This is a genomic window from Cupriavidus sp. 09_S30, from assembly GCF_056930435.1.
Map to the genome: position 1 here is coordinate 2460701 of NZ_JBXOWI010000001.1, position 21120 is coordinate 2481820.

Below are 21120 nucleotides of genomic sequence, written 5' to 3' on the forward strand. Positions count from 1 at the left end.
CCCGTGCAAGCCGCAAGCTGCGGCATTCCCGGGGCGCGGTCAGCATCATGCAAGATGCCTGCCAGGGCACTGAAGGAGGAAGAGGGCCGGACACGGTCTGCCCGGCAGCCCGGAGGGGGCGCGGCGAGCGGCGCGACCTTAGCCGCGGACGCCGCAGCCGGCGGGCCTGGCCGCCAGGATCGTGTCCACCAGGGTCTCGGGCGCCTGGCGGATATCGAGCACCAGCGCGCCGACCGGCTCTTCGAGCGTGTCGAACTGGCTCTGCAGCAGCGCCGGATTGAAGAAATGGTCGCTGCGCGCCGACAGGCGCTCGCCGATCAGCCCGGCGTCGCCCTTCATGAAGACGAAGGTCACGCCCCCGTCGGGCGGCAACAGCCGGTCGCGATAGGCCTGGCGCAGCGCCGAGCAGGTGAACACATGGGTCCGCCCCTCGGCGCGGGCGGCGTCGATGGCCGCGCGCATCGCCGCCAGCCAGGGCCAGCGGTCTTCGTCGGTCAGCGGCACGCCGGCGTGCATCTTGGCCTTGTTTGCCGCGCTGTGGAATTCGTCGGCGTCGTGGAAGCCGCAATGCAGCCGCTGCGCCAGCATCTGGCCGACCGTGGTCTTGCCGCTGCCGGATACGCCCATCAGGATATAGATCATGTCTGCTCCATCGATCATGCTCGGATGGTGTGCCCATCCTTGTCGCTTATCGCTTGCCGGTTGTCGTCTGGCGCGCCGGCGTGCGGCGCGCGCTGGCTCCCGTGCGGCCTGCCCCGCCGGGAAGCCATGCCATCTGGTCGGGAGGGGTGGCGCCTGAGATCAGGCCTGGGAACCTATTGTGCGACCGCCGCGCCGGCTTGGACAGCGTCCGCCGGCATGGCGTCCACCTCCGACAGGTCGAGCGCGCTGCCCCCTGCCTCGGCGCCACGCGCCTGTCGGCGGAACAGGCCGAACAGGCCACGCCCGACGCTGAAGCCGGCGAAGGCGTCGTCCGGCGCCGCGACGGGCGCGCGCGCGGCCAGTTCCGCCGCGTCGCCTAGCCATTGCAGCGTGCCCGCCTCGGCGTCGACGCGGATGCGGTCGCCGTCGCGCACGCGCGCCAGCATGCCGCCGGCCAGGGCCTCCGGACCGACGTGGATCACCGCCGGCACCTTGCCCGACGCGCCGGACATGCGCCCGTCGGTCACCAGCGCCACCCGGCGGCCCGCATCCTGCAGCGCACCCAGCGCCGGCGTCAGGCGGTGCAGCTCCGGCATGCCATTGGCGGCAGGCCCCTGGAAGCGCACCACCGCCACCACGTCGCAATCCAGCTCACCCGCATCGAAGGCCGCCTGCAGCGCCTCCTGCGAGTCGAATACGCGTGCCGCCGCCTCCACTACGCGGTGTTCCGGCGCCACCGCCGAAATTTTGATCACGCCGCGCCCGAGGTTGCCCTGCATCAGGCGCAGGCCGCCCTCGGCCGCAAACGGCGCGGCAGCAGTGGCCAGCACATGGGCGTCGCCGCTCACGGCCGGGCCATCGCGCCAGCGCAGCACGCCGCCGTCGAGCACCGGTTCCTGGGTGTAGCGCCACAGGCCCGGGCCGGCCACCGTCTGCACGTCCTCGTGCAGCAGGCCGGCCGCCAGCAGTTCGCGGATCACGAAGGCGACGCCGCCGGCCGCGTGGAAATGGTTGACGTCGGCCGAGCCGTTCGGATACACGCGCGCCAGCAGCGGCGTGGCGCGCGACAGGCGATCGAAATCGTCCCAGTCGATCAGGATGCCGGCCGCGCGCGCCATCGCCACCAGATGGATGCTGTGGTTGGTAGAGCCGCCCGTGGCCAGCAGGCCGACGATCGCATTGACCACCGCGCGCTCGTCGACGATGCGGGCTAGCGGCAGGTATTCGCCGCCGCGCGCCGACAGCGCCAGCGCACGCTGCGCAGCGGCGGCCGTCAGCGCATCGCGCAGGCCGGTGTCCGGGTGGACGAAGGCCGCGCCGGGCAGATGCAGGCCCATCACCTCCATCAGGAACTGGTTGCTGTTGGCGGTGCCGTAGAAGGTGCAGGTGCCGGCGCCATGATAGGCCTCGCATTCGGCCTGCAGCAGCGCGTCGCGGCCGACCTGGCCGGTCGCGTAAAGCTGCCGCACTCTCGCCTTCTCCTTGTTGGGCAGGCCGCTGGCCATCGGGCCGGCCGGCACGAACACCACCGGCAGGTGGCCGAACTGCAGCGCGCCCATCAGCAGGCCGGGCACGATCTTGTCGCATACGCCGAGCATCACCGCCGCATCGAAGGTATTGTGCGACAGCGCCACCGCCGTGCTCATGGCGATCACATCGCGCGAAAACAGCGACAGCTCCATGCCGGCGTTGCCCTGCGTGATGCCATCGCACATGGCCGGCACGCCGCCGGCCACCTGCGCAACCGCCCCCGCCGCGCGCGCGGCCTCGCGGATCACGCCGGGATAGCGCTCGTAGGGCTGGTGCGCCGACAGCATGTCGTTGTAAGCGGTGACGATGCCCAGGTTGTGCGCGTGCTCCACGCGCAGCCGCAGCTTGTCGGCGGCCGGCAGCGCAGCGTAGCCGTGCGCCAGGTTGGCGCAGGACAAGCCGTGCTGGGGCCCCAGTTCGCGCTGGGCGCGTTCGCAGCGCGCCAGGTAGGCGGCGCGGCTGGCGCGGCTGCGCTCGGTCACGCGCGCGGTGACGGCCTGGACTTCGGCATGGACGGATTGCGGCATGGCGGGACGGTCTCTCCGTAGTCAGTGGGGCACAGTGTGCCGGCCTCGCCGGCTCTGTAGATTTTCTACATTATATCGGCTCAGGGCGTGGAAGCGAACAGGGCCGGCTGCGCGAGATGCACTAAGGCCCGCAATTCCTAGCCACTCTAGGGAAACCCCTAGCTGCGCGGGCAACGCCTCCCGGCGATGATTCGGCGCTTTTTTTGTAGAATATCTACATACCCAATTCATCCACTGCCCCATGCGCGACAGAATCCTCGCCGTCTATGACACGCTCCGCCCTTCCGAACGCCGCCTGGCGGACTATGTGGCGCGGCACGGTGCCAGCGTCATCCGCTTGTCGATGCCGGAACTGGCCGAGCGCGCCGGCGTATCCCAGCCCACCATTGCGCGCTTCTGCGCCGCGCTGGGCTATGACGGATTCCGCGAGTTCAAGCTGCAGTTCGCACAGAATGTGGGCGGCGGCACCCCCTTCGTCCACCAGGACGTGAGCGCCGAGGACCGGCCCGCTGACATCGCCGGCAAGGTCTTCGACCGCACCATTTCGACGCTGATGACGGTGCGCAACGCCTTGTCGGCCGACCAGATCGAGCATGGCATCCGGCTGCTGGCGGGCGCGCGCCGCATCGAGTTCTACGGCTGCGGCAATTCCGGCATCGTGGCGCTGGACATCCAGCACAAGTTCTTCCGCCTGGGCATTCCCACCACGGCCTACTCCGACCCCCACGTCTTCAATATGTCGGCCGCCCTGCTCGGCCCCGGCGATGTGGCGGTGCTGGTCTCCAACAGCGGCCGCACCTGGGACATCCTGGCCGCCGCCACGCTGGCGCGCGGCAGCGGCGCCAGCGTGCTGGCGCTGACCCACAGCGGCTCGCCGCTGGCGGCGCTGGCCGATGTCTGCGTCTTCTCCGACGTCGAAGAGGACAGCGAGGTCTACACGCCCATGACCTCGCGCATCTGCCACCTGGTGCTGGGCGACGTGCTGGCCACCGGCGTGGCGCTGGAGCGCGCCGATACCGTGGCCGCCGGCCTGCAGCGCGCCAAGGCCCACCTGCGCGAACGCCGCATCGCCGGCGCGGAGCCGTCGCTGCCGGTGCAGCCCGCCAAGGTCCGTCGTGGCGGCGGCACGGCACCCGCCAAGCCGCGCCGGCGCAAGACCGCCTGAGGCTGCACTTGGGGCCGCACCTGCGGCCGCCCGGCGGCACTGTGTGCCGGCTTCGCCGCCGGGCCATCCCGAAGCCGGGGCAAGACCAGCCCAGACATATCCCGCGCTGCGACGGGCACCACCACAGGCGCATCAGCGCGGCACCTCCGGAGAATCCCGCCAATAACGCCGGACCTGCTGCCGGTAAGACTCTACGTGAACGTCGGCGCCCTCGGATGTCATCACGATCGCGCCAGCCTCGTCCGAGCGGTAGCGCGCGATGCCCAAGGCGCCGTAGCGCGCCCACACGTCCGCGCGCGGATGGCGGTAGCGGTTGGCGTGGCCGAGCTGGAACACTCCGGACTGCGGCGCCACCGCGGCCAGGAAGCCCGGACTGGAAGACGTGCCGCTGCCATGGTGCGGCACCACCAGCACGGTGGCGCGCAGCGCCTCCTGCGGCAGCGCCGCGACCAGCGCGCCTTCCTCGGCGCGCCCGATGTCGCCGGTAAGCAGCAGGCTTGCCGGGGGCGCCTGGTCTGCGCCCTCACCAGCGCCCTCCTCTGCCCCCTCGCCCGACGCCGCCGCGACGCGCAGCACGCAGCTGCGCGCATTGCTTTCGTAGACCGCTGATTGCGATTGCGCGGCGGGCGGATGCAGCACCGTGAAACGCACCCCGTCCCACTCCCAGCCCTGCCCGGCCGCGCACGGCGCCCATGCCAGCGGCTGCCGCCCAGGCGGCTGGGCCAGCAGCGCGTGCCCGGGCGGCGCCGCCGTGGACAGCGCCGCCACTGGCACGGCGCCCAGCACGGCAGCGACGCCGCCCGCATGGTCCGCGTCCTCGTGACTCACCATCAGCAGGTCCAGCCGCGTGACACCCGCCGCGCGCAGGTGCGGCACGATGACCCGGTCGCCCGCGCTGGAAGCCGTCCCATAGGCCGGCCCCGCGTCATACAGCATCACGTGCCGGCGTGTTTCGACCAGCACGGCCGTGCCCTGGCCGACATCGAAGGCGGTGGCGCGGAACACTCCGGCCGGGACCGGCGAGCGGCCTGCCACCAGCATCGGCAGCGCCAGCACCAGTCCGTGCAGGCGCACACGCAGCCCGAAACCGGCCGGCGCCACCAGCCACAGCGCTCCCAGCGCCGCCAGCGCGAGCGCGGCGGGCCCCGCGTCGGCGGCACGCCAGACCGCCCAGGACGGCGCCGCCAGCCATTCGAGCCCGGCCGCCAGCCAGGACAGGCAGCCGTGCGCCAGCGCCAGCAACGGCGTGGCCACGGGTGCCGGCAGGATGGCGGCCAGCAGCGACAGCGGCGTCACAACAAAGCTCACCAGGGGAATGGCTGCCGCGTTGGCCAGCGGCGAGATGACGGAGGTCTGCTGGAACAGCAGCAAGGTAAGCGGCACCAGCCCCACCGTCACCGCCCATTGCGTGCGCGCGGCCTGGGCCAGGGCCGCGCCGGTGCGCGCCGCCCACCCCTGCACGGGCGCCATGGAGGGCCGCGCCGCCGCCAGGAAGATCACGCCCACGGCGCAGAAGGACAGCCAGAATCCAGGCGACATCACGCCCCAGGGATCGACGGCGAGCGCGGCCAGCCCGGCCCAGGCCAGCACCAGCGAACCCGGTGCGGCGCGCCCGCTCCAGAGCGCGATTGCGGCCACCGACAGCATCGCCACCGTGCGCAGTGCGGGCACCTCCATGCCGGCCACCAGGGCGTAGCCTAGCCCGGCCGGCACCGCAGCCAGCAGGCCGATCTTGCGTGCCGGCACCCGTAGCGGCAGCGGCCGCCGCAGGCGCCCGCCCAGGCCGAAGGAATGGCGCCAGGCCCAGGCGGCCAGCGCCCCCGCCATGCCTGAGATCATGGTGATGTGCAGCCCGGAGATGCTGATCAGGTGCCCGATGCCAGTGCGGTTGAAGACCTCGCGGTCGTACGCGGCGATGCCGCGCTGGTCGCCCACGACCAGCGCCACCAGCACTGCGCCGTAGCGTGCGTCCGGCGGCAGGTTGGCACGGATGTGGGCACGCAGCGCGTGGCGCCAGGCCTCGATGCGCCAGGCGAAGCGCTCGCCGGCGGCAATGGCGAAGCCCTCGTCCGCGCTGCGCACGTAGCCGGTGGCGCCGACGCCCTGCCCAAGCAGCCAGTACGCGTAATCGAAGCCATAGGGATTGGCCAGGCCGCGCGGCCGCCGCAGCCGCACGACGAAGGCGCGCCGCTCGCCCGGGCGCAGGTCCGCCGGCGCCTCGCGCCAGCTCAGCAGCACGTGCTGCGGCAGCGGCATGCCGGCGTCGCCGTGCTCGATGGCGAATAGAAAGCGCAGCCCCGGCTCGGCCTGCGCCGGCAGGCCGGCCACCACGCCGCGCACAGCAATGCTTCTGCCCTCCAGCGTGGCCGGCAGCCAGTCGGCGAGCCGCTGCTCGGCGCGCCACGCCGCCCAGCTGAATCCAGCCAGCAATCCCAGCAGGCAGGCCACGCCGCACGCCGCCAGCGGGGCGCGGCGCCCCCAGTAAAAGCAGGCCGCCGACAGCAGCACCGCCACGGCGGCAAGCACGAAGGCAGCCCGGGCGCCGGGCAGCGCGGGCTGCTGCTGGAGCATCCAGCAACCGACGACGAAGGCAAGCAGGAACAGGCGCATCGCGGCTCCCCCGCGCACGGCGCGGATGACGGTGAGCCTGCTTATACGGCCGCGGCCGTCTCAGTGCAGTGTCAGTCTGTGACGGCGCCGGACGGCGCCATGATATCGGCGAAGGCGGCCAGCCGCGGCAGCGCCGCCACCGAGTTGCGCCACATGGCTTCGGCCAGCGTCTGCGGCGCGATGCCGCGCAGCTCGCCCAGCACGCGCGCCACGCCGGCCACCTCGGCGGGGGTGTTGCGCGCCTTGTGCTGCTCGCCGAACTGGTCATCGGACAGCCAGGCCGGCGCGATATCGGGCGCATCGGTTTCCAGCACGATGGCCTCGAGCGGCAGCTCGGCCGCCAGCCGCCGGATCTGCCGCGCACGCGAGAAGGTCAGGTTGCCGCCGAAGCCGAGCTTCAGTCCCAGGTCGAGGAAGCGCTGCGCCTGGGCGAGGCTGCCGTTGAAGGCGTGGGCGATGCCCTGGCGCACGCCGACACGGCGCAGCTGGGCACTGACCTGGTCCTGCGACTTGCGCACATGCAGCAGCACAGGCAAGGCGAATTCGCGCGCGATCTTCAACTGCTCGACGTAGAGCCAGGTCTGGTGCGCGGCATCCAGGCCCGGCGCGAAGAAATCGAGCCCGATCTCGCCGATGCCGACAAAGCGCGGATCGTCGATCGCGGCGGCCACTTCCGCGCGCAGGCGGTCCAGCTCAGGCTGGCCCGCGTCCTGTGAGTACAGCGGATGGATGCCGAGCGCGTAGACACAGCCGGCATGCCGCTGCGACAAGGCCCGCACCGCCTCGAAGTTCCAGGTCGCCACGGCCGGCAGCACAATGCCGCTGACCCCGGCCGCACCGGCCGCCGACGCGACCGCATCGCGGTCCGCGTCGAACTCGGCGGCGTCGAGATGGCAGTGAGTGTCGATCCACATGGTGCGTGGCGCGGGCCGGCGGCTCAGCGTTCCTGGTGCAGGTGGCCGTCGCGCAGCCGCAGCACGCGGTCGCAACGGTTGGCCAGGTCGATGTCGTGCGTAACGATGACGAAGCTGGTGCCGAAGCTGAGTGACAGGTCCAGCATCAGGTCGTAGACGCCGCCCGCGGTATGGTCGTCAAGGTTGCCGGTGGGCTCGTCGGCCAGCACGCAGGCGGGCTGCCCCACCAGCGCGCGCGCGATCGCCACGCGCTGCCGTTCGCCGCCCGAGAGCTCGCCAGGCCTGTGCTCGCTGCGGCGGCCCAGGCCCACGCGCTCGAGCATGGCCTGGGCCGTCGCGCGCGCCTCGGCCTGCGTCTGGCCGCGGATGCGCAGCGGCATCGCCACGTTGTCCAGTGCGGTGAACTCCGGCAGCAGGTGGTGGAATTGGTACACGAAGCCCAGCGCGCGGTTGCGCACGGTATTGCGTTGGCGTTCGCTCAGGTCCGTGAAGGGCTTGCCTTGCAGCGCCACGCGCCCGCTGTCGGGATTGTCCAGCCCGCCGAGCACATGCAGCAGCGTGCTCTTGCCCGAGCCGGACGCGCCGACGATGGCGACCTTCTCGCCGGAGTCGATGCGGATGTCCACGCCCTTGAGCACCTCGACATCGAGCCCGCCCTGGCGGAAGCGCTTGGTGAGGCCTTCTGCCGCCAGCACCGGCGCGCCGTTGCCCGCGCCGCCGCTGCCGCCCGGCTGGCCGGTGCGGGCTGCCCCCGCGATCATTACGTTCTGTTCACTCATAGCGCAGCGCCTCCGCCGGGTTGACACGAGCGGCGCGCCAGCTCGGGTAGAGCGTGGCCAGCGAGGCCAGCACGAAGGAAATGATGCCGATGGTAGCAATATCGTTCACACGGGGATCCGAAGGCAGTTCACTGATGAAGTAGATGTCGCGCGGCAGGAACTGCACATGCAGCAGCCGCTCGATAAAGGGCACGATCACGTCGATATTGGTGGCGATCAGGGTGCCGCCGGCCACGCCCAGCAGCGTGCCGATGAAGCCGATGGCCACGCCCTGCACGATAAAGATCTTCATGATCGAGCGGGGCTGCGCGCCCATGGTGCGCAGGATGGCAATGTCGGCCTGCTTGTCGGTGACGGTCATCACCAGCGTCGACACCAGGTTGAAGGCGGCCACGGCGATGATCAGCGTCAGGATGATGAACATCATGCGCTTCTCGGTCTGCACGGCGGCGAACCAGTTGCGGTTCTGCTGCGACCAGTCGCGCACATAGAGTTCGCCGGACAGTGTGCCGGCCAGCTGGTTGGCCACTTCCGGCGCGCGCTGCATGTCCGTCAGCTTGAGCCGCACGCCGCTGGGCCCGGACAGCCGGAACAGCGTCTCGGCATCCTGCAGGTTGATCAGCGCCATGGCGTTATCGAACTCGAAATGCCCGGACGAGAAGACGCCGACCACGGTGAACTGCTTGAGCCGCGGCAGCACGCCGGCCGGCGTGATGGTCCCCTGCGGCGCCACCAGCGTGACCTTGTCGCCCAGCTGCACGCCCAGCGCATTGGCCAGTTCATTGCCTAGCGCGATGCCGAACTCGCCCGGCCGCAGCCGGTCCAGCTCGCCGGCGCGGAATTGCTTGCCGAGGTCCGACACCTTGGGCTCCTGCGCCGGATCGACGCCGCGCAGCAGCACGCCGCGCACCACGTCCTCGCGGGTCAGCATGGCCTGCGCCGCCACATAGGGTGCCGCGCCGATCACTTCCTTGTTGCGCATGGCCTCAGTGGCGGTGCGCTGCCAGTCCGGCAACGCACCGGGCGAGACGACCTCGATATGCGACAACACCGACAGCATGCGGTCGCGCACCTCCTTCTGGAAACCGTTCATCACGGACAGCACCACGATCAGCGCCGCCACGCCCAGCGCGATGCCGGACATCGAGATCATCGAGATGAACGAGATGAAGGAATTGCGGCTGGCGCGCTTGCCTGCGCGGGTATAGCGCCAGCCGATCTGCCACTCGTAGGGAAAATTCAAGAGGATTCCTGTTGTTCGGGTAAAGGCCTGCGGCACCGCCATCAGCAGCGGCCCGGAGGCTGTGCCATCACGTCTTGTCGCCGCCGGCCAGCCGGAAGTTTACAATCTCGGCAATCATGATGACGCACCTGACCCTGATTGTGCCTTTTTCCGTGCCGCCGGGCACGGGCGACGACGCCGATGCCAGCGTCATGCCCGGTGCCCTGCTGCGCCAGTTGGAGCTGCCGGCGCTCGGAAAGTTGCTGACGCGGGCCACACCCGGCGCGCGCGAGCGGCACGATGACCCCTATCTGCGCACCCTGCCGCACGAACGCTGGCTGGCCGGCCGCGCCGGCCTGGACAGCCGGCGTGTGCCGAGCGCGCCCTTTATGCGGCTGGCCGACGGCGGCAGCGCCGACGAGCAGGCCTGGACCTGCCTGCAGCCGGTCCATCTCCACGCCGCGCGCGACCACCTCGTGCTGGTGAACCCCGCCCAGCTGCGCATCCGCCCCGCAGAGGCCGAGGCGCTGCACGCCGCCGTGGCGGGCCTGCTCGACGAATCCGGCATCCGGCTGGAAACGCTCGGGCCGGCGCGCTGGTATCTGCCCGAATCCGCATTCGGCCCGCTCGACGCCACCACGCCGCTGCGCGCCACCGGCCGCAACATCGACATCTGGATGCAGGAAGGCGAACGCGCGCGCGACTGGCGCCGTGTGCAGAACGAGATCCAGATGACGTGGTTCGACCACCCCGTCAACCAGGCCCGCGAAGCCGCCGGCGAGTTGAGCATCAACTCGGTCTGGCTGCACGGCGGCGGCCGTCTGCAAGCGGTGCCGCGCCTGGCCGATACCGTCTTGACCGACGACGCCTTCCTCGCCGGGCTGGCGCTGGCCGCGGGCGCAACCTGCCAAGCCCCGCCAGCGGGGCTGACGGCGGTGGCCCAGGCCGCCAACGGCAGCGTGCTAGCGATGCTCGACTCTGCGGCCGAGGCCCATATCGGCGAGGACTGGGGACGCTGGCTGGAAGCAATGCATGGCCTGGAAGCTGCCTGGTTCGCGCCGGCGCTGGCGGCGCTGGAGCGCGGCGACTGCCAGGCCGTGACCCTGGTGCTCGCCGGCGAGCACCACTTTGCCGAGTTCAGCGTCACGCGCGGCGACCTGCGCAAGTTCTGGCGCGGCCTCGGCGCGCGCGGGGACTGGCGCGCCCTGCTGTCCGACCTGGCCTACGCGGCATGAGCGCCACACCGCACCTGCCCGTCCGCACCGCCGGTACCGCCGGCACCGGCTCCGCCCGCCGCGCCAACCCAACGCATTCGCTCGCCGCATGACCCGCATCGCCACCCGCTCCTATTCGGCCGAACACGCTGCCACCCTGGCCGCCGCCGGCCTGCATCCCACCCTTGCCCGCATCCTGTCCGCGCGCGGCGTCAGCCAGCCCGACGAACTGGCCACCGAACTGCCTGGCCTGGAGCCGCCGGGCGAGATGAAGGGCATCGCGCATGCGGCCACCTACCTGGCCGATGCGATCGCCGCGGGCCGCCGCCTGCTGATCGTCGCGGACTACGACTGCGACGGCGCCACCGCCTGCGCGGTCGGTGTGCGCGGCCTGCGCATGCTGGGCGCGCGCGTGGAGTACATCGTCCCCAACCGCTTCGAGTACGGCTACGGCCTGACGCCTGAGATCGTCGAACTGGCCGCACGCCAGCAGCCCGACGTGATCGTCACGGTGGACAACGGCATCGCCAGCGTCGACGGCGTGGCGGCGGCCAATGCACGCGGCATCGACGTGGTGGTGACCGACCACCACCTGCCCGGCGCGACGCTGCCCGAGGCGGCGGTCATCGTCAACCCCAACCAGCCGGGCTGCGACTTTCCCAGCAAGAACCTGGCGGGCGTGGGCGTGATGTTCTACGTACTGCTGGCGCTGCGGGCCGAATTGCGCGCGCGCGGCGTGTTCGACTCTCGCACCCAGCCCCGGCTGGATGCGCTGCTCGACCTGGTCGCGCTGGGCACGGTGGCCGACGTGGTCAAGCTCGACAGCAATAACCGCATCCTGGTGGCACAAGGCCTCAAGCGCATGCGCGCGGGCCGCATGCACCCCGGCGTGGCGGCCCTGTTCCGCGCCGCCGGGCGCGAGGCGGCACGCGCCAACACCTTCGACCTGGGCTTCGGCCTGGGGCCGCGCCTGAATGCCGCCGGGCGGCTGGCCGACATGTCGCTCGGCATCGAATGCCTGCTGACCGACGACGCCAACCGCGCGTGGGAGATCGCCCAGGAGCTGGACGGCATGAACCGCGAGCGGCGCGACATCGAGGCCGGCATGCAGCAGGAAGCGCTGCAGATCCTCGAGCAGCCGATGGCCGGGCTGGACCCCGCCTCGCGCTATACCGTCAGCGTGTTCAACGATACCTGGCACCAGGGCGTGATCGGCATCGTGGCCTCGCGGCTGAAGGAGAAATTCCACCGGCCCACGATCACCTTCGCACCCGGCGACGACGCCACCATCAAGGGCTCCGGCCGCTCCATCCCCGGCTTCCATCTGCGCGACGCGCTCGACCTGGTGTCCAAGCGCCATCCGGGCCTGCTGGTCAAGTTCGGCGGCCACGCGATGGCGGCCGGCCTGACCCTGCGCGCCGATACCTTCGGCCAGTTCATGGAGGCCTTCGAGGCGGTGGGCCGGGAATGGCTGGACGAGGAACAGCTCGCCCGCGTGATCGAGACGGACGGCGACATCGAAGATGGTTGCTTCTCGCCGGACTTCGTCAACCTGCTGGACCAGCAGGTCTGGGGCCAGGGCTTCCCCGCACCGACCTTCTGCGGCGAGTTCGACGTGCTGCGCCAGACCGTGCTCAAGGGCAAGCACCTGAAGCTGCTGCTGGGCCGCGGCGCGCGCCGCTTCGACGCGATCTGGTTCAACCACGCCGATTCGCTCGGCGCCAGCGCGCTGGTGGCGTACCGGCTCGACAACAACACCTTCAACGGCACCACGCGCGTGCAGATGGTGATCGAGCACGCCCAGTAAGGCCCGGCCCGCGCGGCGGGCCGGCAGGCGGCGCTCCGCCCGGATGGCCCCGAATGGCCTCGTTCGACCGCCCCTAGCCGCGCGACGGCAGGTAGGCGGACGGATCGACTGGCTTGCCGCCGGCGCGCACTTCGAAATGCAGCTCGCTGGCGGCGGCGCCCATGCGCCCCACTTCCTGGCCGACGGCCACCTGGCTGTCCTCGCTGACCGAGGGCTTGTCGAGGTTGCCGTAGACGGTCAGCCAGTCCTCATCGTGCTTGATGATCACCAGCATGCCGTAGCCGCGCAGGTCGCCGACGTGAATGGCACGTCCGGCGGCCGCCGCGCGCACCACACCGCCGGCCGGCACGGCGATGCGCAGGCCCTTGCTGGCCGGCGGCGCATAGCCGGCCGTGACCGCGCCATCGGCCGGCCACTGCAGGCGGATGCGGCTGGCCGGCGGGCGGGCGGGCGCGCTGTTGTCGACGCGCGGGGTGTCCTTGACGGCCGCCGGCGCCCCGCTGCCCCCGGCGGAGGCAGTGCTGCCGCCGCCAGCCGCCGGCACGACGCGGATCAACTGCCCCACCTCGATGCGGTCCGCGCTAGGCAGATTGTTCCAGCGCACCAGATCGCGCACGCTGCGCCGGTTCTTGCGGGCGATGGCGTACAGCGTGTCGCCGCTCTGCACGCGGTAGTAGCCGTCCGGCACGGGGCCGTCGCCCACCGTGCCGCAGGCGGCGAGCGGCGCGACCGCGGCCACGGCCAGCAGTCCCAGAAGGCGGCGGCGTGCCGCCATGGTGTCGTTCTTGTCTTGTATCGTCTGCTTCATGCTCTCGGGGTTGGGCACGGAAGTGCCGTCTCGTCCATACGATCCCGGACCGGACCGTCTATTATCGCCGCAGCGCGCACACGACGGACCGCGGTAACGCCGGCGCACTGGGCGCGGTGGCCTGCCGGCCACCCGCAAAGTAGACCGCCCGTCATGCGCCTGGTTCGCCGCGGCAGCCCCAAAGCCCGCGGAGAATCCGCCGCATTCCGCTATAATTCAAGGTTTTGGAAGCGCAGGAACATCATGGAAGCAGAACGCCTCAACGCCATCTCCGGTGCCATCTCCGATCTCCGTTCCCGGACGGAAGATCTACGGGGGTATCTTTGACTACGAAGTCAAACTAGGCCGTCTCGACGAAGTCAACGGCTTGCTCGAAGACCCGGACGTCTGGAACAACCCCAAGCGGGCCCAGGACCTGGGCAAGGAAAAGAAGATGCTCGAGGGCGTGGTCGGCGTCCTCGGCAAGCTCACCTCTGACCTCGAGGGCGCGGACGAGCTGTTCGAGCTCGCGCGCGAGGAAGGTGACGACGACACGCTGCAGGCCATCGAGGCCGACGTGCAGGGCTTCCAGGCCATCGTCGAGGACATGGAGTTCCGCCGCATGTTCTCGGGCGAGCTGGACCAGGCCAACGCCTTCATCGACATCCAGGCCGGCGCCGGCGGCACCGAGGCCTGCGACTGGGCCTCGATGCTGCTGCGCCAGTACTTGAAGTACTGCGAGCGCAAGGGCTTCAAGGCCGAGGTGCTGGAAGAATCCGAAGGCGACGTGGCCGGCATCAAGAGCGCCACCATCAAGGTGGAGGGCGAGTATGCCTTCGGCTACCTGCGTACCGAGACCGGCGTGCACCGGCTGGTGCGCAAGTCGCCGTTCGACTCGTCGGGCGGCCGCCACACCTCGTTCTCGTCGGTCTTCGTCTACCCCGAGGTGGACGACTCCTTCGAGGTCGAGATCAATCCGGCGGACCTGCGCGTGGACACCTACCGCGCCTCGGGCGCCGGCGGCCAGCACATCAACAAGACCGACTCGGCAGTGCGGATCACGCACGCCCCGACCGGCATCGTGGTGCAGTGCCAGAACGACCGCTCGCAGCACCGCAACCGTGCCGAGGCCATGTCGATGCTGAAATCCCGGCTCTACGAGCACGAGATGCGCAAGCGCCAGGCCGAGGCTGACAAGCTGGAATCGAGCAAGACCGACGTGGGCTGGGGTCACCAGATCCGCTCCTACGTGCTGGACCAGAGCCGCATCAAGGATCTGCGTACCAACGTGGAAATGTCGAACACGCAAAAGGTGCTCGACGGCGACCTCGATCCCTTCATCGAGGCCAGCCTGAAGCAGGGCCTGTAAGGCAGCCAGCGGGGCGCGGTTCGCCGCGCCCCGTCCTCCGCCGCGGCAGGTCGCGGCCCATCGTGAATCGGATACCGCCAATCGCTACCCACCCAATATGAGCGCAGAGAACCACCTCTATATCGTGACCGGCGCCTCGCGCGGACTCGGTGCCGCGCTGGCACAGGCCCTGCTCACGCCGGGCAATCGGCTGGTCTGTGTGGCGCGCGGCGACAACCCGGCGCTCGAACGGGCGGCGGCCGCCGCCGGCGTGACGCTCGACTGGCACCGCCAGGACCTGTCGCAGCCCGAGGCGGCAGCGCAGTGGCTGACGGCGGTGCTCGATGCCATCGGTGCAACTCCCACGTCGGCCACGCTGGTGCTGAATGCCGGCGTGGTCGAACCGATCTCGCCGGTCGCCGGCTTGCGCGCCGATACTCTCGTGCCGCACCTGCTGACCAACCTGGCCACACCGATGACGATGACCGCCGCCTTCCTCGCGGCGAGCGAGCGCTTCGGCTGCCCGCGCAAGGTGCTGGCCATCTCCTCGGGCGCGGCGCGCCGGCCCATCGAGGGCTGGAGCGCCTATTGCGCCGGCAAGGCCGGGCTCGACATGTTCATGCGTTCGATCAACACCGAGTATGCCCAGGCGCCGGCCGAGCGCGCAGTGCGCGCCGTGGCGCTGGCCCCCGGCGTGGTCGACACCGGCATGCAGTCGACCATCCGCTCCGCCGACTTTGCCCAGGTGCAGCGCTTCCGCGACCTGAAGGCGCAGAACCAGCTCGCCAGCCCGGAGGACGTCGCGCGCCGCATCGCAGCCTATTTGCAGCGCCCGGATTTCGGCAGCACCGAGCTGGACGACATCCGTAACCACTGAAGCCGATTCCCCTATTCCGAAACCGCGCGGGCCAGGCCCGCGCGCAGCACACCAGATCATGACCGAACCAAACCGCGCCACCGCCGACGCCGCCGACACGGCAGCCACCGCCGCAGACGAGAACAAGATCATCGCGGAGCGGCGCGAGAAACTGCAGGCGCTGCGCCAGCAAGGCGTGGCCTTCCCCAACGACTTCCGCCCCACCCACCAGTCCGCCGCCCTGCACGCGCAATACGATGCCATCGAGCAGGCCGCGCTGGAGGACAAGCCGGTCGAGGTGGCCATCGCCGGCCGCATGATGCTCAAGCGCGTGATGGGCAAGGCCAGCTTTGCCACCGTGCAGGACAGCGCGGGCCGCATCCAGTTCTATATCAGCCGCGATGCGATCGGCGAGGACGTCTACGCCAGCTTCAAGAAGTGGGACCTGGGCGACATCGTGGCCGCACGCGGCACGCTGATGAAGACCAAGACCGGTGAGCTGTCGGTCTTGGTCAGCGAGCTGCGCCTGCTGTCCAAGAGCCTGCGCCCGCTGCCGGGCGACTACTACGGCCTGGCCGACCAGGAGCAGAAGTACCGCCAGCGCTATGTCGACCTGATCGTGTCGCCCGAGACGCGCGCCACCTTCCGCGCCCGCACCCAGGCCATCTCGTCGCTGCGCAAGCACATGGCAGCAGCCGACTTCATGGAAGTCGAGACGCCGATGCTGCACCCGATCCCGGGCGGCGCGGCGGCCAAGCCCTTCATCACCCACCACAATGCGCTCGATATGCAGATGTTCCTGCGCATCGCGCCCGAGCTGTTCCTGAAGCGCCTGGTGGTGGGCGGTTTCGAGCGGGTGTTCGAGATCAACCGCAACTTCCGCAACGAGGGGGTGAGCCCGCGCCACAACCCCGAGTTCACCATGATGGAGTTCTACGCAGCCTACACGGACTACCGCTGGCTGATGGACTTCACCGAAAACCTGATCCGCCAGGCGGCCATCGACGCCTGCGGCAGTGCCGTGCTGACCTACCAGGGCCGCGAACTGGACCTGTCCAAGCCCTTCCACCGCCTGACCATCACCCAGGCGATCCAGAAGTACGCACCGCAGTACACCGACGCCCAACTCGCCGACGCCGACTTCCTGCGCGCCGAGCTGAAGAAATTCGGCGTCAACACCAATGCGCCGCAATTCCTCAACGCGGGCCTGGGTACGCTGCAGCTGGTGCTGTTCGAGGAAACCGCGGAGAGCCAGCTGTGGGAGCCGACCTATATCGTCGACTACCCGGTGGAGGTGTCGCCGCTGGCGCGCGCATCCGATGCCGTTCCCGGTATTACGGAGCGTTTCGAGCTGTTCATCACCGGCCGCGAGATCGCCAATGGCTTCTCTGAGCTCAACGATGCCGAAGACCAGGCCGAGCGCTTCCGCAAGCAGGTGGAGCAGAAGGACGCCGGCGATGAGGAAGCGATGTACTTCGACGCCGACTACATCCGCGCGCTCGAGTACGGCATGCCCCCGACGGGCGGCTGCGGCATCGGCATCGACCGCCTGGTGATGCTGCTGACGGACAGCCCCAACATCCGCGACGTCATCCTCTTCCCGCATCTGCGCCGCGAAGACTGACACGCCTGCTGCGCACGCCGTCGAAAACCCCAGCATGCCGCTGGGGTTTTTGTTTTTGCGGACCGGCGATGCAGGATCGATCGCTTTCAATGAAAGCGCTTCACAGATCGGGGTCCGATCCGTGCCGACCCTGTAATACGCCGTAACGGGCGGGTCGGAAAGACGACGTGGAGAAAGCCTAGGATTAACGCATCGCATCCCTCGCCCCCGGTCGACAGCCATGCCTTCCGTTCGTCCGAGCGCCCCGTGCCGCGCGCGCCGGCTGCTGCAATGCGCCAGCGTGGTGGCCTTGCTGCTCTCGGCCGGCGCCCAGGCGCAGGAATTGCTGTTGATGGGAGGGGTGCAGCACACGAATTCGCCCGGTGAGCGGGACGATGCCTACGCCTACTCCTACCAGCAAAGCCTCGGTGAAAACTGGCTGGCCAGCTACACCTATCTGAACGAAGGCCACGTGACCGGCCACCACCGCGATGGCCACGGCGTGCAACTCTGGTGGCGCTACCTGGCCTTCGACCGCAAGCTGGCGCTGGCGCTCGGTGCCGGGCCGTACTACTACTTCGATACCACCGATCCAGGCGCCGGCGGCCGCTATGACGACGACCACGGCTGGGCCGTGCTCGCGAGTGCTTCCGCAACCTGGTACATCCACGGCGGCCCCTGGATGATCCAGGCGCGCTATAACCGCGTGCAGGCCTGGTCGAGCTTCAAGACGGATTCCCTGATGCTTGGCATCGGCTACCAGCTCGACCGCGGCGACCGGCCCGGCCCGGTGGTGCCGCCGCCAGGCCGCAATGACAAGGTGACAGGCAATGAGCTGACGGTGATGCTCGGCCCCTCGATCGTCAACAGCTTCAGCTCGGAGCACACACTGGCGAAGGCGGTCGAATACCGCCGCGGCCTGGCGCGCTATGTCGACGGCACGTTGACCTACCAGGACGAGGGGGAAACTTCGGCACTGCGGCGCCACGGCGTGGCGGCGCAGCTCTGGCTAGCGCGCGCCTTCTTCCAGGACAAGCTCGCGCTCAGTGTGGGTGTGGGACCGTACTATGCGATTGACACCTACCATCCGCCCGATGGCAGCGGGGAAACCCCATCGCGCTTCTCGGCGATGATCTCGATGTCGGCCAGCTACCGCCTCGGCGAACGCTGGCTCGCGCGCGTCACGTGGAACCGCGTGGTCACGGGCTACGACCGCGATACCGACGTCTTCCTGGCGGGCGTCGGGTACCGCTTCTAGTCCGCTGAATCATTGAAATGGGAGGTGAAGGACATGCCATGCGGGAGTCAGCGCTAGGGCGGAGCAGTGCATTCGGATTGCATAGCAATCCGCCTGCGCAGCGGCACGCGCTCACCAGCGCGTGCGCGCCCTGCAAGGGCAAAGCGCAGCAATAGCACGGCTATTGCGAGCATTTGCAACGACGCGATGAGCCCGCATGGCGTGGCAGGCACCGACCGATTTCAGTGATTCAGTGGACCCAGGCATGAAAAACCGGGCATGCGAGCCCGGCACATTGCACGCCCGGCAGGCCGCCGGATGTCCGGCGGCCGCCCCGGCCTTATTCCGCTTCCTCGATCCAGGCGGCCTGGATCGCCTCCAGGATCTTCTCACCCGAGCGCTCGGGCACATCGCTGAAACCATCCAGCTCCAGCACCCAGCGGCGCAGGTCGGTGAATCGCACGCTCAGCGGATCCACGTCAGGGTACTTGTCGTAGAGGGCAGCCGCGATGGCGTAGGTATCGGTCCACTTCATGGGGGAGTGCTCCTGGCAGGTGGGGGGCTCAGTGCCCTTCCTTGGCGTGGTTGATGGTGTACTTGGGAATCTCGACCGTCAGGTCCGCGTCGGCGACGAGGGCCTGGCAAGAGAGGCGCGAGTTCGGCTCGAGGCCCCAGGCCTTGTCGAGCAGGTCCTCTTCTTTTTCCTCGGCCTCGTTCAGCGAATCGAAGCCCTCACGCACGATGACGTGGCAGGTGGTGCAGGCGCACGATTTCTCGCAGGCGTGCTCGATCTCGATGCCGTTGCTCAGCAACGCGTCGCAGATACTGGTGCCAGGCTTGGCCTCGAACACCGCACCCTCGGGGCAGTGCTCGACGTGGGGAAGAACAACGATTTGAGTCATGTAAGGTCCTGATTGCGGGATACGGTACGGCGATGCGTCGGCACGGCGCGCCTCAGCCGATCTCCTGCACCTTGCGGCCGGCCAGCGCACTCTTGATCGAGCGGTCCATGCGGCGGGCGGCAAATTCGTCGGTGCCGTGCGAAAGCGTCTCCACTGCAGCCTTGATGGCCAGGTGGTCGGTGCCGGCGGCGATCTCACGCACCGAGGCGACCAGCGCTTCGACCGCGGCCCGCTCTTCTGCCGACAGCAGGTCGCCATCGGTCTCCAGCGCACGTTGCGTCGCTTCGATGAGACGCTCGGCCTCGACCCGCTCTTCGGCCAGCGCGCGGCTCTTCATGTCGTGCTCGGCCTCGCTGAAGCTCTCCTGCAGCATCCTGGCGATCTCGTCGTCGGCCAGGCCGTAGGACGGCTTGACCGCGATCGACGCCTCGACGCCCGACAGCGTTTCGCGCGCCGACACCGACAGCAATCCATCGGCATCGACCTGGTAGGTCACGCGGATGCGCGCGGCGCCGGCCACCATCGGCGGGATGCCGCGCAGTTCGAAGCGCGCCAGCGAACGGCAGTCGCTTGCCAGCTCGCGCTCGCCCTGCAGCACGTGGATGGCCATCGCCGTCTGGCCGTCCTTGAAGGTGGTGAACTCCTGCGCGCGCGCCACGGGAATCGTGCTGTTGCGCGGGATGATCTTCTCGACCAGGCCGCCCATGGTCTCGACGCCCAGCGACAGCGGGATCACGTCGAGCAGCAGCCAGTCCTCGCCCGGCGCGCTGTTGCCCGCCAGCAGGTTGGCCTGCATCGCCGCGCCCAGCGCCACCACCTTGTCCGGGTCGAGATTGGTCAGCGGCGTGCGGCCGAAGAATCCGCCGACGGCCTTGCGGATGGCCGGCATGCGCGTCGCGCCGCCCACCAGCACCACGCCCTTGACCTCGTCGGCTGCCACGCCGGCATCGCGCAAAGACTTGCGCACCGGCGTCAGCGTCTTCTGCACGAGGTGGGCGGTCAACTCTTCGAACTGCGCGGCGGACAGGGGCAGGTGCACGATCTCGCCGGTCGTCAGCACGGCATCGATCACCGTGCTGTCGCTCTCGGACAGCGCCTCCTTGGCGGCGCGTGCGCGCACCATCAGCAGGCGCGTGTCCTCGGCCGAGAGCGGCTGCAGGCCGGCCTGCTCGACGATCCAGCACATCAGCCGCTGGTCGAAGTCGTCGCCGCCCAGGGCCGAATCGCCGCCGGTGGCCATGACCTCGAACACGCCCTTGCTCAGCCTCAGGATAGAGATATCGAAGGTGCCGCCGCCCAGGTCGTAGACCGCGTAGACGCCTTCGGCACCGTTGTCCAGGCCGTAGGCAACCGCCGCCGCGGTCGGCTCGTTCAGCAGGCGCAGCACCTCGAGGCCGGCCAGGCGCGCTGCGTCCTTGGTGGCCTGGCGCTGCGCGTCGTCGAAATAGGCGGGCACGGTGATCACCGCGCCGACGATGTCGTCGCCGAGGGAATCCTCCGCGCGCTGGCGCAGCGTGGCCAGGATCTCGGCCGAGATCTCCACCGGGCTCTTCACGCCGGCCACGGTCTTGATCTGCACCATGCCGGGCGCGTCGACGAAATCGTAGGGGCTGTGCTCGATATGCGCCACGTCGCGCAGCCCGCGGCCCATGAAGCGCTTGACCGAGACGATGGTGTTCTTGGGGTCGCGCACGGCCTCATCCTGCGCGCGGTAGCCGATGTGCGCGGTCCTGTCGGCCAGGTAGCGCACCACGGACGGCAGCAGCGCGCGGCCGCGCTCGTCGGTCAGCACCTCGGGAATGCTGCTGCGCACCGCCGCCACCAGCGAATTGGTGGTGCCGAGGTCGATGCCGACGGCGAGCCGGCGTTGATGGGGCGCCGGCGACATGCCGGGTTCGGAAATCTGGAGCAGTGCCATGATGATTCTTCGCGTACTCTTCGCGTTGTGTGCGGCGCGCTGCGTGCGTGCCGCGCCGG

Annotated in this window: 17 protein-coding genes; 7 read left to right on the plus strand and 10 right to left on the minus strand. The window is 69.7% G+C overall.

The window, feature by feature from the left end:
- Positions 1-138: 138 nt before the first annotated feature.
- Entirely contained in the window at positions 139-642 is a 504-nt protein-coding gene (locus tag AC1Z3O_RS11570; RefSeq protein WP_483515860.1) for a gluconokinase, read from the minus strand.
- 173 nt (positions 643-815) lie between these two features.
- Positions 816-2699, minus strand: a complete 1884-nt coding sequence (gene edd / locus AC1Z3O_RS11575; protein ID WP_483515861.1) for a phosphogluconate dehydratase — start codon at positions 2697-2699, stop codon at positions 816-818.
- 241 nt (positions 2700-2940) lie between these two features.
- On the opposite strand from edd, the gene AC1Z3O_RS11580 reads away from it, so the two are divergent.
- Positions 2941-3864, plus strand: coding sequence for a MurR/RpiR family transcriptional regulator (locus tag AC1Z3O_RS11580; protein WP_483515862.1), 924 nt, complete (start codon positions 2941-2943; stop codon positions 3862-3864).
- 132 nt (positions 3865-3996) lie between these two features.
- On the opposite strand, the gene AC1Z3O_RS11585 is transcribed toward AC1Z3O_RS11580, so the two are convergent.
- The 4 genes from AC1Z3O_RS11585 to AC1Z3O_RS11600 all read right to left on the minus strand — a co-directional run bounded on the left by AC1Z3O_RS11585 (position 3997) and on the right by AC1Z3O_RS11600 (position 9410).
- Positions 3997-6474, minus strand: a complete 2478-nt coding sequence (locus AC1Z3O_RS11585) for a DNA internalization-related competence protein ComEC/Rec2 (RefSeq protein ID WP_483515863.1) — start codon at positions 6472-6474, stop codon at positions 3997-3999.
- Positions 6475-6545: 71 nt separating this feature from the next.
- Positions 6546-7388 carry a TatD family hydrolase gene (locus AC1Z3O_RS11590; protein WP_483515864.1) on the minus strand — a complete coding sequence of 281 codons (843 nt, stop codon included), beginning with the start codon at positions 7386-7388 and terminating at the stop codon, positions 6546-6548.
- Between the two features lie 23 nt (positions 7389-7411).
- Positions 7412-8167, minus strand: a complete 756-nt coding sequence (lolD, locus tag AC1Z3O_RS11595) for a lipoprotein-releasing ABC transporter ATP-binding protein LolD (protein ID WP_483515865.1) — start codon at positions 8165-8167, stop codon at positions 7412-7414.
- Positions 8160-9410: a lipoprotein-releasing ABC transporter permease subunit gene (locus AC1Z3O_RS11600; protein ID WP_483515866.1), complete on the minus strand. Its 1251-nt coding sequence runs from the start codon at positions 9408-9410 to the stop codon at positions 8160-8162. The genes lolD and AC1Z3O_RS11600 overlap by 8 nt, the downstream gene beginning before the upstream one ends.
- Before the next feature lie 116 nt (positions 9411-9526).
- On the opposite strand from AC1Z3O_RS11600, the gene AC1Z3O_RS11605 reads away from it, so the two are divergent.
- Both AC1Z3O_RS11605 and recJ read left to right on the plus strand, forming a co-directional pair.
- Positions 9527-10624: a hypothetical protein gene (locus AC1Z3O_RS11605; RefSeq protein WP_483515867.1), complete on the plus strand. Its 1098-nt coding sequence runs from the start codon at positions 9527-9529 to the stop codon at positions 10622-10624.
- An 88-nt stretch (positions 10625-10712) separates the two neighbouring features.
- Complete coding sequence (recJ, locus tag AC1Z3O_RS11610; RefSeq protein ID WP_483515868.1) at positions 10713-12410, plus strand: single-stranded-DNA-specific exonuclease RecJ; 1698 nt, start codon at positions 10713-10715, stop codon at positions 12408-12410.
- Between the two features lie 73 nt (positions 12411-12483).
- Here the strand turns inward: recJ and AC1Z3O_RS11615 are convergent, their stop codons facing one another.
- The gene (locus tag AC1Z3O_RS11615) at positions 12484-13218 is read right to left on the minus strand and encodes a peptidoglycan DD-metalloendopeptidase family protein (RefSeq protein ID WP_483515869.1); all 735 of its coding nucleotides are present in this window, start codon (positions 13216-13218) and stop codon (positions 12484-12486) included.
- Between the two features lie 274 nt (positions 13219-13492).
- Here AC1Z3O_RS11615 and prfB point away from each other — a divergent pair, with 274 nt between their 5' ends.
- From prfB to AC1Z3O_RS11635, 4 genes are all read left to right on the plus strand, one after another.
- Positions 13493-14566: a peptide chain release factor 2 gene (gene prfB / locus AC1Z3O_RS11620; RefSeq protein ID WP_483515870.1), complete on the plus strand. Its 1074-nt coding sequence runs from the start codon at positions 13493-13495 to the stop codon at positions 14564-14566.
- 97 nt (positions 14567-14663) lie between these two features.
- Positions 14664-15422, plus strand: coding sequence for an SDR family oxidoreductase (locus AC1Z3O_RS11625; RefSeq protein ID WP_483515871.1), 759 nt, complete (start codon positions 14664-14666; stop codon positions 15420-15422).
- 58 nt (positions 15423-15480) lie between these two features.
- Positions 15481-17025 carry a lysine--tRNA ligase gene (gene lysS, locus AC1Z3O_RS11630; protein ID WP_483515872.1) on the plus strand — a complete coding sequence of 515 codons (1545 nt, stop codon included), beginning with the start codon at positions 15481-15483 and terminating at the stop codon, positions 17023-17025.
- Between the two features lie 220 nt (positions 17026-17245).
- Positions 17246-18262 carry a hypothetical protein gene (locus tag AC1Z3O_RS11635; protein ID WP_483515873.1) on the plus strand — a complete coding sequence of 339 codons (1017 nt, stop codon included), beginning with the start codon at positions 17246-17248 and terminating at the stop codon, positions 18260-18262.
- Between the two features lie 319 nt (positions 18263-18581).
- Here the strand turns inward: AC1Z3O_RS11635 and iscX are convergent, their stop codons facing one another.
- From iscX to hscA, 3 genes are read right to left on the minus strand one after another with little or no spacing between them, the layout of a single operon-like run.
- Positions 18582-18776 (minus strand): Fe-S cluster assembly protein IscX, encoded by a 195-nt coding sequence (gene iscX, locus AC1Z3O_RS11640; protein ID WP_483515874.1) that lies wholly within the window; start codon positions 18774-18776, stop codon positions 18582-18584.
- 28 nt (positions 18777-18804) lie between these two features.
- Positions 18805-19143, minus strand: a complete 339-nt coding sequence (fdx, locus tag AC1Z3O_RS11645) for an ISC system 2Fe-2S type ferredoxin (protein ID WP_483515875.1) — start codon at positions 19141-19143, stop codon at positions 18805-18807.
- Positions 19144-19195: 52 nt separating this feature from the next.
- Positions 19196-21061, minus strand: coding sequence for a Fe-S protein assembly chaperone HscA (hscA, locus tag AC1Z3O_RS11650; RefSeq protein WP_483515876.1), 1866 nt, complete (start codon positions 21059-21061; stop codon positions 19196-19198).
- Positions 21062-21120: the final 59 nt, after the last annotated feature.